This window comes from Cupriavidus sp. FW305-F7, assembly GCF_058782875.1.
In genome coordinates this window covers 20,123-33,493 of record NZ_JBYSYC010000040.1, presented here as the reverse complement: position 1 = coordinate 33,493, position 13,371 = coordinate 20,123, and the positions used below count along the sequence as shown (strand labels likewise).

The 13,371-nt window shown below is 67.0% G+C and carries 15 protein-coding genes; 12 read left to right on the top strand and 3 right to left on the bottom strand.

Annotation, left to right across the window (positions count from 1 at the left end; genetic code table 11):
• The first annotated feature begins 170 nt into the window (after window positions 1-170).
• Both upp and AC3WL8_RS29755 read left to right on the top strand, forming a co-directional pair.
• On the top strand, window positions 171-821 hold the full coding sequence (gene upp, locus AC3WL8_RS29760) for a uracil phosphoribosyltransferase (protein WP_013955904.1): 651 nt from the start codon (window positions 171-173) through the stop codon (window positions 819-821).
• Between the two features lie 134 nt (window positions 822-955).
• Window positions 956-1,120, top strand: coding sequence for a DUF3149 domain-containing protein (locus AC3WL8_RS29755; protein WP_013955903.1), 165 nt, complete (start codon window positions 956-958; stop codon window positions 1,118-1,120).
• Between the two features lie 50 nt (window positions 1,121-1,170).
• Here AC3WL8_RS29755 and AC3WL8_RS29750 read toward each other — a convergent pair whose 3' ends face one another.
• Entirely contained in the window at window positions 1,171-2,697 is a 1,527-nt protein-coding gene (locus tag AC3WL8_RS29750) for a helicase HerA-like C-terminal domain-containing protein (protein WP_013955901.1), read from the bottom strand.
• A gap of 229 nt (window positions 2,698-2,926) precedes the next feature.
• On the opposite strand from AC3WL8_RS29750, the gene AC3WL8_RS29745 reads away from it, so the two are divergent.
• The 8 genes from AC3WL8_RS29745 (at window position 2,927) to rng (ending at window position 10,372) form a co-directional block, all read left to right on the top strand.
• The gene (locus AC3WL8_RS29745; RefSeq protein WP_013955900.1) at window positions 2,927-3,652 is read left to right on the top strand and encodes a YebC/PmpR family DNA-binding transcriptional regulator; all 726 of its coding nucleotides are present in this window, start codon (window positions 2,927-2,929) and stop codon (window positions 3,650-3,652) included.
• Between the two features lie 84 nt (window positions 3,653-3,736).
• Window positions 3,737-5,005, top strand: a complete 1,269-nt coding sequence (purD, locus tag AC3WL8_RS29740; protein WP_010812906.1) for a phosphoribosylamine--glycine ligase — start codon at window positions 3,737-3,739, stop codon at window positions 5,003-5,005.
• A 176-nt stretch (window positions 5,006-5,181) separates the two neighbouring features.
• Window positions 5,182-6,093: an oxygen-dependent coproporphyrinogen oxidase gene (gene hemF, locus AC3WL8_RS29735; RefSeq protein WP_013955898.1), complete on the top strand. Its 912-nt coding sequence runs from the start codon at window positions 5,182-5,184 to the stop codon at window positions 6,091-6,093.
• Between the two features lie 10 nt (window positions 6,094-6,103).
• Window positions 6,104-6,838 carry a nicotinate-nucleotide adenylyltransferase gene (locus AC3WL8_RS29730; protein ID WP_013955897.1) on the top strand — a complete coding sequence of 245 codons (735 nt, stop codon included), beginning with the start codon at window positions 6,104-6,106 and terminating at the stop codon, window positions 6,836-6,838.
• A 61-nt stretch (window positions 6,839-6,899) separates the two neighbouring features.
• Entirely contained in the window at window positions 6,900-7,637 is a 738-nt protein-coding gene (gene rsfS / locus AC3WL8_RS29725; RefSeq protein ID WP_013955896.1) for a ribosome silencing factor, read from the top strand.
• 53 nt (window positions 7,638-7,690) lie between these two features.
• Window positions 7,691-8,170: a 23S rRNA (pseudouridine(1915)-N(3))-methyltransferase RlmH gene (gene rlmH, locus AC3WL8_RS29720; protein ID WP_011614787.1), complete on the top strand. Its 480-nt coding sequence runs from the start codon at window positions 7,691-7,693 to the stop codon at window positions 8,168-8,170.
• Between the two features lie 33 nt (window positions 8,171-8,203).
• Entirely contained in the window at window positions 8,204-8,818 is a 615-nt protein-coding gene (locus AC3WL8_RS29715) for a Maf family protein (RefSeq protein WP_153955042.1), read from the top strand.
• Window positions 8,819-8,905: 87 nt separating this feature from the next.
• The gene (gene rng, locus AC3WL8_RS29710) at window positions 8,906-10,372 is read left to right on the top strand and encodes a ribonuclease G (protein WP_013955894.1); all 1,467 of its coding nucleotides are present in this window, start codon (window positions 8,906-8,908) and stop codon (window positions 10,370-10,372) included.
• A gap of 71 nt (window positions 10,373-10,443) precedes the next feature.
• On the opposite strand, the gene AC3WL8_RS29705 is transcribed toward rng, so the two are convergent.
• Complete coding sequence (locus AC3WL8_RS29705; protein WP_013955893.1) at window positions 10,444-10,752, bottom strand: hypothetical protein; 309 nt, start codon at window positions 10,750-10,752, stop codon at window positions 10,444-10,446.
• 277 nt (window positions 10,753-11,029) lie between these two features.
• Here AC3WL8_RS29705 and AC3WL8_RS29700 point away from each other — a divergent pair, with 277 nt between their 5' ends.
• Window positions 11,030-11,542 carry a hypothetical protein gene (locus AC3WL8_RS29700; RefSeq protein WP_013955892.1) on the top strand — a complete coding sequence of 171 codons (513 nt, stop codon included), beginning with the start codon at window positions 11,030-11,032 and terminating at the stop codon, window positions 11,540-11,542.
• A 12-nt stretch (window positions 11,543-11,554) separates the two neighbouring features.
• On the opposite strand, the gene AC3WL8_RS29695 is transcribed toward AC3WL8_RS29700, so the two are convergent.
• Window positions 11,555-12,145: a peroxidase-related enzyme gene (locus tag AC3WL8_RS29695; protein WP_492379424.1), complete on the bottom strand. Its 591-nt coding sequence runs from the start codon at window positions 12,143-12,145 to the stop codon at window positions 11,555-11,557.
• Between the two features lie 181 nt (window positions 12,146-12,326).
• Between AC3WL8_RS29695 and waaC the strand changes: the two genes are divergently transcribed.
• The gene (waaC, locus tag AC3WL8_RS29690; protein ID WP_492379423.1) at window positions 12,327-13,313 is read left to right on the top strand and encodes a lipopolysaccharide heptosyltransferase I; all 987 of its coding nucleotides are present in this window, start codon (window positions 12,327-12,329) and stop codon (window positions 13,311-13,313) included.
• Window positions 13,314-13,371: the final 58 nt, after the last annotated feature.

Genomic DNA, 13,371 nt, shown 5'->3' with positions numbered 1-13,371 from the left:
TCAGGGAGCCCGCCGGCGGCTGGCGTGGGCGGGTCTCGAAAGCGAAGCCACGGGCAGGGCGGCCCGCTTCCATTACAATCCGGCTGCAACGGCGCGGCGCGCTGGTCCATCCGATCTCGCCGCCCGCTTCACCTGCTTGTCCCTACCCCGCCGAGCCCTCGCCGCCAGCCATGAAACAAGATCCGCGCTTTCCCAACCTGTTCATCCTCGACCACCCGCTGATCCAGCACAAGCTTTCGCACATGCGCGACAAGGAAACGTCGACGCGCACCTTCCGCGAACTGCTGCGCGAGATCACGCTGCTGATGGGCTACGAGATCACCCGCAACCTGCCCTTGACCACACGCCGCATCGAAACGCCGCTGGTAGAGCTGGAGGCGCCGGTGATCGCCGGCAAGAAGCTGACCATCGTGCCGGTGCTGCGCGCGGGCGTGGGCATGAGCGACGGCCTGGTCGAGCTGATCCCGTCGGCGCGCATCGGCCACATCGGCGTGTACCGCGACGAGCAGCACCGCCCGGTGGAATACCTGGTGCGTCTGCCTGACCTGGAAGACCGCAGCTTCATCCTGTGCGACCCGATGGTGGCCACGGGCTACTCCGCCGCGCACGCGGTGGAGGTGCTCAAGCGCCGCGGGGTCAAGGACGAGGCCATCACCTTCGTTGCGCTGGTGGCGGCCCCGGAGGGCGTGGAAGTGTTCCAGAAGGCGCATCCGGGGGTGAAGCTGTTCGTCGCCTCGCTGGACAGCCACCTGGACGGCGATGCCTATATCGTGCCGGGCCTGGGCGATGCGGGCGACCGCCTGTTCGGCACCAAGAACTGAGTGGTGCGGCGGCGGGCTGGCTTGCGCTTGACCGGCCTCAATAGTCCGCGCCACAGGGCTCCCTACACTGGCGGCAAGCGCCGGCGAGACCTCGCCGGCCGCCATCGCCAACGCCAACGCAAAGGGAGCCAAGCATGGAAGCCTTCAAGATCCTGTTCAGTACCAGCACCGGCCTGATGAGCCTGGGCGTGATCGTCTTCATCATCGGCATGGGGTGGTTCTTTGCGCGGATGTTCGCGCGCAAGATGCGCGAGGACGCGGCAGCGGCCAAGGCGCAGCAACAGGCGCAGCGCCACTAAGGAAAAGGGCCGCATCGCGCGGCCCTTTCCGTCATTCCGTCAGTCCGTCTTTACTTCTTCTTACCCAGCAGGCTGCCCAGCACACCGCGGATCAGTTCGCGGCCGACCTGCGACCCCACCGTGCGCGCTGCCGACTTGGCCATCGACTCCAGGATCGAATCGCCGCGGCCGGTCTTGCCGGTGCCCTTGGTCAGCGTGCCGAAGATCTCGCCGGCCGTACCGAGCCAGCCGCTGTCCTGCTCACCAGCGGGCTGCCCCGCCGGCGCGCCGCCAGCGCCCTTGCCGTTGCCATTGCCGGCCGTCGCCACGCTGCCGCGCAGCTTTTCATAGGCGGATTCGCGGTCCACGGTCTTCTCGTAGGTGCCCGCCACCAGCGAACTGGCGATCAGCTGCTTGCGCTCTTCCTCCGTCGCCGGGCCGATGCGGCTGCCCGGTGCCAGCACCCAGGCACGCTCGGTCACGCAGGGCGTGCCCTTGGCGTCCAGGAACGACACCAGCGCTTCGCCCACGCCCAGTTCGCTGATCGCGGTTTCCAGGTCCAGCCTGGGATTGGCGCGCATGGTGGTGGCAGCCACCTTGACCGCCTTCTGGTCGCGCGGGGTAAAGGCGCGCAGCGCATGCTGCACGCGGTTGCCCAGCTGGCCCAGCACGGTGTCGGGGATATCGATCGGGTTCTGCGTGACGAAGTACACGCCCACGCCCTTGGAGCGCACCAGCCGCACCACCTGCTCGATCTTGTCGAGCAGCGCCTTGGGCGCATCGTTGAACAGCAGGTGGGCCTCGTCGAAGAAGAACACCAGCTTGGGCTTGTCCAGGTCGCCGGCCTCGGGCAGCTTCTCGAACAGCTCGGACAGCATCCACAGCAGGAAAGTGGCGTACAGGCGCGGCGCGTTCATCAGCTTGTCGGCGGCCAGGATATTGACCACGCCCTGGCCCTTCTCGGTCTGGATGAAGTCTTCCAGGTTCAGCATCGGCTCGCCGAAGAAGACATCCCCGCCCTGCGATTCCAGCGCGATCAGCCCGCGCTGGATGGCGCCGATCGAGGCGGCCGAGATATTGCCGTACTCGGTGGTGAACTGGCCGGCGTTGTCGCCGACGTACTGCAGCATGGCGCGCAGGTCCTTGGCGTCGAGCAGCAACAGGCCGTTGGCGTCGGCAATGCGGAACACCAGGTTCAGCACGCCCTGCTGGGTGTCGTTCAGCTCCAGCATGCGCGACAGCAGCAGCGGGCCCATATGCGAGACCGTGGCGCGCACCGGATGGCCCTTCTCACCGAACACGTCCCACAGCGTGGTCGGGCACGCGCCCCATGCCGGCTCCGGCAGGTTCAGGTCGGCCAGGCGCTGCTTGAGCTTGTCGGACGGCTGGCCGGCCTGCGAGATGCCGGTCAGGTCACCTTTGACGTCCGCCATGAAGACCGGCACGCCCAGGCGCGAGAAGCCCTGAGCCAGCGTCTGCAGCGTGACGGTCTTGCCGGTGCCGGTGGCGCCGGTGATCAACCCGTGCCGGTTGCCCATCTGCGGCAGCAGCACCAGTTCATGTTCGGCGTTCTTGGCGATGAGGATGGGGTCGGCCATGATGTTCCTGGGTTCCGTAAGCGTCTGATAGCGTCTGATGGGATCTGGTGGATCCGGGGCGGCGCGGGCAGGCCCGCGTGATAAAATCCTGGGCTGATTATAGCCAGCCGCCAGGCATATCCGTCACCTGGCGCGCGCTGTCCGAGGGCTTTGCCACCCCGGTCACGGCGTGCATGGCGACCCCGCACAACATCACCGCAGATCACCGCATTCCGCTTCGGAGAGAATCATGGCCGGTCACTCGAAATGGGCCAATATCAAACACAAGAAGGCCGCCGCTGACGCCAAGCGCGGCAAGATCTGGACCCGCCTGATCAAGGAAATCACCGTTGCCGCCAAGCTCGGCGGCGGCGATGTCGACTCCAACCCGCGCCTGCGCCTGTCGATTGACAAGGCCATGGACGCGAACATGCCCAAGGACAACATCCAGCGCGCCATCCAGCGCGGCGTGGGCGGCATGGAAGGCGCCAACTACGAAGAAATCCGCTACGAGGGCTACGGCCTGGCCGGCGCGGCCATCATCGTCGACTGCCTGACCGACAACCGCACCCGCACCGTGGCCGAAGTGCGCCATGCGTTCTCCAAGCACGGCGGCAACATGGGCACCGAAGGTTCGGTGGCGTTCATGTTCACCCACTGCGGCCAGTTCCTGTATGCCCCCGGCACGCCGGAAGACAAGCTGATGGAAGCCGCGCTCGAAGCCGGCGCCGACGACGTCGTCACCAACGACGACGGCTCGATCGAAGTCACCTGCCCGCCCAACGACTTCTCGGCGGTCAAGGCCGCGCTGGAAGCCGCCGGCTTCAAGGCGGAAGTGGCCGACGTGGTGATGAAGCCGCAGAACGAAGTCAGCTTCAGCGGCGACGACGCGCTCAAGATGCAGAAACTGCTCGACGCCCTGGAAAACCTGGACGACGTGCAGGAAGTCTTCACCAACGCGGTAATCGAAGACTAAGCTGCAACAAGCCCCCATCGGCGGCGACCCGGACACAGCCCAGGCCGCCGCCTCTTAGTATGTGTTTCTTTTCTGGCAGTGATCATGAAAGTATTGGTTGTCGGCTCGGGTGGACGTGAACACGCGCTGGCCTGGAAATTGGCCCAGTCCCCCAAGGTGCAGGTGGTGTATGTCGCGCCGGGCAACGGCGGGACCGCGCTCGACAAGCGCCTGCAGAATGTTCCGCTGACCGACCCCGAGGTCATCGCCGCCTTTGCCGAGCGCGAGGGCGTGGCCTTCACCGTGGTCGGCCCCGAGGCCCCGCTGGCCGCCGGCATCGTCGATATCTTCCGCGCCAAGGGCCTGCGCATCTTCGGGCCCACCCAGGCTGCCGCGCAGCTGGAATCGTCCAAGGACTTCGCCAAGGCGTTCATGGAGCGCCACGGCATCCCGACCGCCGCCTACCAGACCTTCTCCGACGCCACCCAGGCGCACGCCTACATCGACGCCCAAGGCGCTCCGATCGTGATCAAGGCCGACGGCCTGGCCGCGGGCAAGGGCGTGGTGGTGGCGATGTCGCTGGAAGAAGCGCACACCGCGGTCGACATGATGCTGGCCGACAACAAGCTCGGCGACGCCGGCGCGCGCGTGGTGATCGAAGAGTTCCTGGACGGCGAGGAAGCCAGCTTTATCGTGCTGGTCGACGGCAAGAACGTGCTGGCGCTGGCCACCAGCCAAGACCACAAGCGCCTGCTGGACGCCGACGCCGGCCCCAACACCGGCGGCATGGGCGCGTATTCCCCCGCCCCGGTGGTCACGCCCGCGCTGCATGCGCGCGCGCTGCGCGAGATCATCCTGCCGACCGTGCGCGGCATGGAAAAGGACGGCATTCCGTACACGGGCTTCCTGTACGCCGGCCTGATGATCGACAAGGACGGCAACCTGAAGACGCTGGAATTCAACTGCCGCATGGGCGACCCCGAAACCCAGCCGATCCTGGCGCGCCTGAAGACCGACCTGGTCGATGTGATGGAGCACGCCGTCAACGGCAAGCTCGACAGCATCGAACTGGACTGGGACCGCCGCACCGCGCTGGGCGTGGTGATGGCCGCCTACGGCTATCCCGACAGCCCGCGCAAGGGCGATGCCATCACCGGCATCCCGGCCGAGACCGACGACAGCGTGACCTTCCACGCTGGCACCACCCTCAAGGACGGCACCCTGCTGACCTCGGGCGGGCGCGTGCTGTGCGTGGTGGGCCTGGCCGACACCGTCAAGGCAGCGCAGCGCGCCGCCTATGCCGCGGTCGAGCAGATCCGCTTCGACGGCATGCAGTACCGGACCGACATCGGCTACCGCGCCATCAAGCGCTGATCCTTCCCGGCAAACGCCGTTCCGGCCGGCATGGCTGATCCGCCTTGCCGGCCAGCTTTGGACCCGCGCGCCCGGCCAGCGGCCCCAGCCGGTACAATCGTGACAACGTTGTGACGCACCCGGCAGCCGCCAGCGCTGCCGGACGCCGAGCCCGGTCCATCCGCTTTCCGCCAATCATGATCGATTCCCAGGCAGTCCGTGCCTATCTGCTCGGTCTGCAAGACCGCATCACCGATGCCATCGGTGCCATCGACGGCCAGCCGTTCCTGACCGACGCCTGGGAGAAACCGCCCACCGAACGCCTGCGCGGCAGCGGCCGCACCCGCATCCTGGAAGGCGGCGCGGTGATGGAGCGCGCCGGCGTGGGCTTCTCGCACGTGAGCGGCGACACCCTGCCGCCGTCGGCCACCGCCAACCGGCCGGAACTGGCCGGTCGCAGCTTCGAGGCCATGGGCGTGTCGCTGGTGTTCCACCCGCGCAATCCCTATGTGCCCACAGTCCATATGAACGTGCGCTGCTTCCTGGCGGTCAAGCCGGGGGCCGAGCCGGTATGGTGGTTCGGCGGCGGCATGGACCTGACGCCCTACTACGGCGACGCCGGCGACTGCGCGCACTTCCACCGCACCTGCCAGCAGGCGCTGGCCCCCTATGGCGATGACCTGTACCCGCGCTTCAAACAGTGGTGCGACGAGTATTTCTTCCTGCGCCACCGCAACGAGGCGCGCGGCGTGGGCGGGATCTTCTTCGACGACTTCTCCGCGCTGGGCTTCGAGCGCAGCTTCGCCATGATGCAATCGGTCGGCGACGCCTTCCTGGACGCCTACCTGCCGATCCTGCAGGCGCGCAAGGACACGCCCTACGGCGAGCGCGAGCGCGGCTTCCAGGCCTTCCGGCGCGGGCGCTACGTCGAATTCAACCTCGTGTTCGACCGCGGCACGCTGTTCGGCCTGCAGTCGGGCGGACGCGCCGAATCCATCCTGATGTCGATGCCGCCGCTGGTGACCTGGCGCTATGACTGGCAACCGGAACCGGGCAGCCCCGAAGCGGCGCTGTACACCGATTTCCTGCCAGCGCGCGACTGGGCCTGACGCCTGACCTATGGCCAATCCAGCGCAACACCGCAAGCCCGCCGCCGACGCGGGAGAACCGCCGCAACCGTCCGCCCGCCCCTATCGCCTGGGTATCCTTGGCGGCACTTTTGATCCCCCCCATGTCGGCCACCTGGCACTGGCGCGGCTGTGCATCGAACACCTTGGGCTGGATGAGCTGGTGTGGATCCCCACCGGCCAGTCGTGGCAAAAAGGCGACGACGTGACCCCTGCCGCCGACCGCCTGGCGATGACCGAACTGGCCGCCGCGGCGCTTGGCGACAGCGGCGCCAAAGTCCGCGTGAGCCGCATGGAAGTGGACCGCGCCGGCCCCAGCTACACCATCGACACGGTACGCCAGCTGCGCGCCGAATACGGCCCCGAAGCCTCGCTGTGCTGGTTGATGGGCGCCGACCAGCTGCTGCGCCTGCACACCTGGCACGGCTGGCAGGCCCTGTTCGAACATGTGCACCTGTGCACCGCCACGCGGCCGCGTTTTGAGCTGGCGGCACTGGAGGGTCCGGTGCTGGCGGCACTGGCCGAACGCCAGGCTGACACGCACCTGATACAATGCACGCCCTCCGGCCGGATGTGGATCGACCAGACGCTCGCCGTCGACCTGTCTTCCACCCACCTGCGCCAGCGGCTGGCAGCCGGCCAGCCGGCAGATGACCAACTGCCGCCCGGCGTGGCACACTACATTGCCAACCACGGGCTGTACCGCAACGCCCCGGCCAGGGCATGACCGGGGTTGCACCAATCCCGGCGCCCACCCCCAACCGATCTCAGCTGAACAAGAAGACACCATGGATATTCGTAAACTGCAACGCGCCATCGTCGACGGCCTCGAGGATGTCAAAGCGCAGGACATCAAGGTGTACGACACCAGCCACCTGACCGAACTGTTCGACCGGGTGGTGATTGCCAGCGGGACATCCAACCGCCAGACCAAGGCGCTGGCAGCGTCGGTGCGGGATACGGTGAAGGGAGCCGGCGGCCATATCGTGGCGGTCGAGGGCCTGGAAACCGGCGAATGGGTGCTGGTCGACTGCGGCGACGCCGTGGTCCACATCCTGCAGCCGCAGTTGCGCCTGTACTACAACCTGGAAGAGATCTGGGGCGACAAGCCGGTGCGCATGAAGCTGGCCACCGGCGGCCGCGGCCTGGCCAAGGCCAGCGAGCCGATGGACGAGGACGAGGACGAAGCCCCGGTGCGCACCGTGCGCCGCGCCAGCAACCTGCGCCCCGCGCTGGCCCGCCTGCCCGAAGGCATGAAGGAGCCGTCGCCGCCGATGGGCCATGAGGACACCGACGCGGACGCCATCGCCACCATCCGCAAGCCGGCCCGCAAGACCGCCACCAAGTCGGCAGCGACCAAGACCGCCGGCACCCGCGCCGCCGCGCCGCGCAAGACCGCTGCCGGCACCACCGCGCGCAAGACCGCGACCAAGACCGCGGTCAAGAAGGCCCCGAGCAAGACCGCTGCCAGCAAGACCGCAGCAGCCAAGCCGGCCGCGCGCAAGCGCACCACCCGCTCGGCCTGAGCCCCGGCGCGCGGCCGCCAGGCGGCCGCGCAGCATGACCCGTCCTCTGCCCCATGCAACTGGTGATCGTGGCCGTCGGCCACAAGATGCCCGGCTGGATCGAAACCGGCTTCAGCGAGTACGCCAAGCGCATGCCGCCCGAGCTGCGCATCGAACTGCGCGAGGTCAAGCCTGAAACCCGCTCATCCAGCAACAACGCCGCCACCGTGATGCAGCGCGAAGCCGCGCGCATCGAGGCGGTGCTGGGCTCGCTGTCGAAGCAGTGCCGCATCGTCGCGCTGGATGAGCGCGGGCGCGACTTCACCACCGTGCAACTGGCCGCGCAGCTGACCGACTGGCAGCGCGAGGGCGGCGACGTGGCCTTCCTGATCGGCGGCGCCGACGGGCTCGACCCGGCCCTGAAAGCCCGCGCCAGCACCCTGATCCGGCTGTCCAGCCTGACCCTGCCGCACGGCATGGTGCGCGTGCTGCTGGCCGAGCAGCTGTACCGCGCCTGGTCCGTCACGCAGAACCACCCCTATCATCGGGCCTGATCCCGGCTGTCGCCGGAAGGCCCCTCCGCCGCGATGCCCGACACCCTGCACGACTATCTTTACCTCGCCTCGCAGAGCCCGCGCCGCCGCGAGCTGCTGACCCAGCTCGGCGTGCGCTACGAACTGCTGCTGGCCGATGACGACGAGGATGCCGAAGCGCTCGAGGCGGTCCAGCCCGGCGAAACCCCCGACGACTACGTCCAGCGCGTCTGCGCGCTGAAGGCAGAAGCCGCGCTGCGCCGCCGCGAACGCCGCGCGCTGCCCGATGCGCCGGTGCTGACCTCGGACACCACGGTCTGCCTGGGCGGCCGCATCCTGGGCAAACCCGCCGACGGCGCCGATGCCGCGGCCATGCTGGGCGCGCTCTCGGGCAGCACCCACCGCGTCCTGACCGCCGTGACGATCGTGTCGACCACGGGCATGCGGCATGCGCTGTCGATCTCCGAAGTCACCTTCCGCCAGATGCAGCCCGCCGAGATCGAGCGCTACGTCGCCAGCGGCGAGCCGCTCGGCAAGGCCGGTGCCTACGGCATCCAGGGCCGGGCGGCGGAGTTCGTGGAGCGGATCGCGGGCAGCTATTCAGGTATCATGGGCTTACCTTTGTTTGAGACGGCGGCGTTACTTCGCCAGGCTCATCTGCAGTTCTGAGCCGCGCCCTCCGTGCCCAGACAAGACCCGGCCCCCGCGCCGGGCCACCCTATACAGCCGGACCACCGGCGACGCGTTTCACCCGCTATGACTGAAGACATCCTCGTCAACATCACGCCCCAAGAGACCCGCGTCGCCATCGTGCAGCAGGCCGCCGTGCAGGAACTGCATGTCGAACGCACGCTGACGCGCGGGCTGGTCGGCAATATCTACCTGGGCAAGGTGGTGCGCGTGCTGCCCGGCATGCAATCGGCCTTTATCGACATCGGCCTGGAGCGCGCCGCCTTCCTGCACGTGGCCGATATCTGGCATCCACGCGACGCCGACCGCAACAATTCCACCCCGCAGCTGGCCATCGAGAAGACCCTGTTCGAAGGCCAGGCGCTGATGGTGCAGGTGATCAAGGACCCGATCGGCACCAAGGGCGCGCGGCTGTCCACGCAAGTGAGCATCGCCGGGCGCACCCTGGTGTACCTGCCGCAGGACCCGCATATCGGCATCTCGCAGCGCATCGAGGGCGAAGTGGACCGCGAGGCGCTGCGCAGCCGCGTGCAGGGCCTGGTGCCCGCCGACGAGCGCGGCGGCTTTATCGTGCGCACCATCGCCGAGGAAGCGACCGACGAGGAACTCGGCAACGATATTGCCTACCTGCGCAAGATCTGGGGCACGATCCGCCAGAACGCCACCACCCTGCCCGCGCCCAGCCTGCTCTACCAGGACCTGAACCTGGCCCAGCGCGTGCTGCGCGACTTCATCAACGACGCCACCGGCGTGATCCAGATCGACTCGCGCGAGAACTACCAGATGCTGCTGGAGTTCGCCAAGGAATACACCCCGGCGGTACTGCCGCGGCTGTCGCACTACACCGGCGAGCGCCCGATCTTCGACCTGTTCAATATCGACGCGGAGATCGAGAAGGCGCTGTCGCGCCGGGTGGACCTGAAGTCGGGCGGCTACCTGATGATCGATCAGACCGAGGCGATGACGACCATCGACGTCAACACCGGCGGCTACGTGGGCGCGCGCAACTTCGACGACACGATCTTCAAGACCAACCTGGAGGCGGCCCACACCATCGCGCGGCAGCTGCGCCTGCGCAACCTCGGCGGCATCATCATCATCGACTTCATCGATATGGAGAACGCCGAGCACCGCGACGCGGTGCTGTCCGAGCTGAAGCGAGCGCTCGCACGCGACCGCACCCGCATCACGGTCAACAGCTTCTCGCAACTGGGCCTGGTCGAGATGACGCGCAAGCGCACGCGCGAGTCGCTGGCGCATGTGCTGTGCGAGCAATGCCCGGTCTGCCAGGGCAAGGGCCAGGTCAAGACGCCGCGCACGGCCTGCTACGACATCCTGCGCGAGATCATGCGCGAATCGCGCCAGTTCAACCCGCGCGAATTCCGCATCCTGGCCTCGCAGGAAGTGATCGACCTGTTCCTGGAAGAAGAAAGCCAGCATCTGGCGATGCTGGGCGACTTCATCGGCAAGCCGATCTCGCTGCAGGTGGAATCGACGTTCCACCAGGAGCAATACGACATCATCCTGATGTGAAGATGTCGGCGCAGGCATGGAAAGGCCCGCTCACTGGCACCGCTCACTGGCGGGCCTTTCTGCATTCTGGCCTAGGGCCGGATCACGACTTGCGGACTCACCACGAAGGCGGGTTCGGGCTGGTAGTACACAGCCGGCGGCGGCTGGTACACGACCGGCCGGTCCTTGCACTTGCGCTCTTCCTTGTACTCGCCGTTGTCTTTCCACTTGCGCTTGATCTTGCAGTTGCCGACCCAGAACTCTTCCTTGTAGTCGCCGCCCTTGTAGCGGCGCGCGTAGTGGTGATCGTCGTCCCAGTCGTCGTCGGCATGCGCGGCGGCGGAGATGGTGCCAAGGAGCACGGGCAATACAACGAGGGCAACAAGGGCGCGGGGCTTCATTCTGGGGGCGGCGAGCGATGGTTGAGGAAGGCTAGCACGCCGCATCCCGCATCTGTGTATCAAGCTGTTTACGAACGTAACCGCGTTGCAGCGCATTCGTCTGTCCGCTTGCGTCCGCCTCCTCACGGGCTCGGGGATGGTCCTACTCCAATTCCGTTTGCCATCCGCTATAACTAAGCTAGGGTAGTCAGCGGCATCCGCACGGATGCCGCGCCCGGCCTGCCGCCCCGATGCAAGGCGCGGCCCGGCCGGCAAGCAAGCAAGCGAGGAGTCCGGCATGAACGCCACGAACCATGGGGCCTGTCTGCTGGCCCTTCTGTTGTCGGTGGCGTGCGCGCCATTGCCGATCACCAAGCGCGCGCCCCTACCGCCGCCCGAGGCGAAGGGCGAAGCGGTCGCCGCTGCGCCCAAGGAGCGCGCCACCCCTATCGCGAACAAGACCATCAACATTGCCGCCGCCTGCAAGCGCACCGAGGAAGATGGCTTCCGCGAAGACGCGCTGATGGACGTCAGGGCCAACGAGGTGCGCGCACTGAAATGGAAGTTGTGGGTATCGCGGCGCGGCAGTTGCGAATTCAACCTGGCCGAGTTCCGCCAGGTCCGCGAGAGCCCGCACATCGAACTGCAGGCCATCGACGGCAGCCAGTGCAAGCTGCTGGTGTGGCAGGACCCGCGCCGCGTGACGCTGGCCCATAACCGCTGCGAGAAGCACTGCACGCCCGGCATCTACGAGCAGGCGTGGCCGGTGCTGTTCGATCCCAAGAGCGGTGCCTGCGCCGAGGTGCGCTGAGCCCCTGCGGCGTTACTTCGCTTTCGGCACCCGGCCCATCAGGTAGAACTCGTCGTTCGGGCGCATGCTGATCGTGTTCGCCATCCGGTTCGACAGGCCGAAGAACGCCGTGATGGCGGCAATATCCCAGGCATCCTCCTCGGAAAAACCGTGCTCGCGCAGCGCAGCAAAGTCGGCATCGCCCACTTCATGCGACGCCTTGCACACCTTCATCGCAAAGTCGAGCATCGCGCGCTGGCGCGGCGGAATATCCGCCTTCAGGTAGTTCACCGCCACCTGGTCCGCCACCAGCGGCTTCTTCTCATAGATGCGCAGGATTGCCCCATGCGCCACCACGCAGTACAGGCACTGGTTGGCACCGGAGGTCGCCACCACGATCATCTCGCGCTCGCCCTTGGTCAGGCCGCCCTCCTTGAGCATCAGCGCGTCGTGGTAGGCGAAGAACGCGCGGAACTCGTCGGGACGGTGCGCTAGCGCCAGGAAGACGTTGGGGACGAAGCCGGCTTTTTCCTGGACTTCCAGGATGCGGGCGCGGATGTCGTCGGGAAGGTTGGTCAGCGCGGGGATGGGGTAGCGGCTGATGGGGAATGACGTCTCGGACATGGTGGTCTCCTGTTGGATATGCGTCATCGATCGTGAGCTTCTGATGCAGATACTAACGGATCGGCATGGGTGTAGCGGGCGCCATGTCGCCCATGCATCGCACGGACACTTGTCTCCTGGATAAGGCATACTACGCACCTTCCGAACCAGGCGGGGCACACTGCCCGCCCTACTGTTCCTGATGAAACGTATTCTCATCGTCAAGCTGACCTCCCTCGGCGACATGGTGTTCACCCAGCCGCTCGTCGCGGACCTGCAGCGGGCCTTTCCCGGCGTCAAGATCGACTGGATCGCCGACTCATATTGCGCCGACGTGCCGCGCTGGAATCCGAATATCGAGCGTGTGATTTCCGCGCCGCTGCGCGGCTTCAAGAAGTCGCGCAATTGGGCTGGCTTGCGTGCGATCTTCAGTGCGCTGCGTGAACTGCGCCGCGAGAAGTACGATGCGGTGCTGGACGTCCACGGCGTCTACAAGAGCGCCATCGTGACCTTCCTGGCACGCACGCGCAATCGCTATGGCTACCCCGTGGCAGAGTTGGGCGAGAGCGGCGCTCGCTTCGCCTACAACCATGTGTTCCAGCCATTTGTCGAAGAAGATTGCGCGCGGCAGCGGATGCGCCGCGCCGTCAGCCGCGCCCTGAGCTATGAGCTGACCAGGGACATGGACTACGGCCTGGAGATGCCCGCAGACACGCCGGCGCCGGCCGCCAAGGGTCCGTACGCGATGCTGTTCCATGCCACCTCTAGCGAAGAAAAGAAGTGGCCGGTCGCCGACTGGATCAGCGTGGGCAGCGCGATCTCGGCGCGCGGGCTGCGCGTGCTGGTGCCCTGGGGCAACGACGCGGAGCGCAAGGAAGCCGAGACCATCGCCGCCAGCGTGCCCAACGCCGAAGTGATGCCGCGCCTGAGCATCACCGGCGTGGCGCAGATGGTAGGCAAGGCATCGCTGGTGGTTGGCATGGACACCGGCTTCGTGCATATCGCCGATGCGCTGCGCCGCCCGACCGTGATCCTGTTCACGACCACGTCGCGCCACCTGTACGGCGTCGATGAGCCGGGCCGCGCGGTCTCGCTGGGCGGCGGCGGCGTGGTGCCGCGGCGCGATCAGGTGCTGGCTGCCATCGATGAAGTGCTGGGCGTGCAGCCGCCCGTCAGCTCGCCAAACTGAGCACGCAGGAAACGACAAAGGCCGGCGCAAGCGCCGGCCTTTGTCGTTGGTACGTCCG

Excerpts from the sequence above, each read along its gene's own strand:
- waaC (WP_492379423.1), top strand. The coding sequence starts at position 12,327 with ATGAAACGTATTCTCATCGTCAAGCTGACCTCCCTCGGCGACATGGTG.
- AC3WL8_RS29755 (WP_013955903.1), top strand. The coding sequence starts at position 956 with ATGGAAGCCTTCAAGATCCTGTTCAGTACCAGCACCGGCCTGATGAGC.
- rsfS (WP_013955896.1), top strand. The coding sequence starts at position 6,900 with ATGGATATTCGTAAACTGCAACGCGCCATCGTCGACGGCCTCGAGGAT.
- rng (WP_013955894.1), top strand. The coding sequence starts at position 8,906 with ATGACTGAAGACATCCTCGTCAACATCACGCCCCAAGAGACCCGCGTC.
- AC3WL8_RS29730 (WP_013955897.1), top strand. The coding sequence starts at position 6,104 with ATGGCCAATCCAGCGCAACACCGCAAGCCCGCCGCCGACGCGGGAGAA.
- AC3WL8_RS29715 (WP_153955042.1), top strand. The coding sequence starts at position 8,204 with ATGCCCGACACCCTGCACGACTATCTTTACCTCGCCTCGCAGAGCCCG.
- AC3WL8_RS29695 (WP_492379424.1), bottom strand. The coding sequence starts at position 12,145 with ATGTCCGAGACGTCATTCCCCATCAGCCGCTACCCCATCCCCGCGCTG.
- purD (WP_010812906.1), top strand. The coding sequence starts at position 3,737 with ATGAAAGTATTGGTTGTCGGCTCGGGTGGACGTGAACACGCGCTGGCC.
- AC3WL8_RS29705 (WP_013955893.1), bottom strand. The coding sequence starts at position 10,752 with ATGAAGCCCCGCGCCCTTGTTGCCCTCGTTGTATTGCCCGTGCTCCTT.
- hemF (WP_013955898.1), top strand. The coding sequence starts at position 5,182 with ATGATCGATTCCCAGGCAGTCCGTGCCTATCTGCTCGGTCTGCAAGAC.
- AC3WL8_RS29750 (WP_013955901.1), bottom strand. The coding sequence starts at position 2,697 with ATGGCCGACCCCATCCTCATCGCCAAGAACGCCGAACATGAACTGGTG.
- AC3WL8_RS29700 (WP_013955892.1), top strand. The coding sequence starts at position 11,030 with ATGAACGCCACGAACCATGGGGCCTGTCTGCTGGCCCTTCTGTTGTCG.
- rlmH (WP_011614787.1), top strand. The coding sequence starts at position 7,691 with ATGCAACTGGTGATCGTGGCCGTCGGCCACAAGATGCCCGGCTGGATC.
- upp (WP_013955904.1), top strand. The coding sequence starts at position 171 with ATGAAACAAGATCCGCGCTTTCCCAACCTGTTCATCCTCGACCACCCG.
- AC3WL8_RS29745 (WP_013955900.1), top strand. The coding sequence starts at position 2,927 with ATGGCCGGTCACTCGAAATGGGCCAATATCAAACACAAGAAGGCCGCC.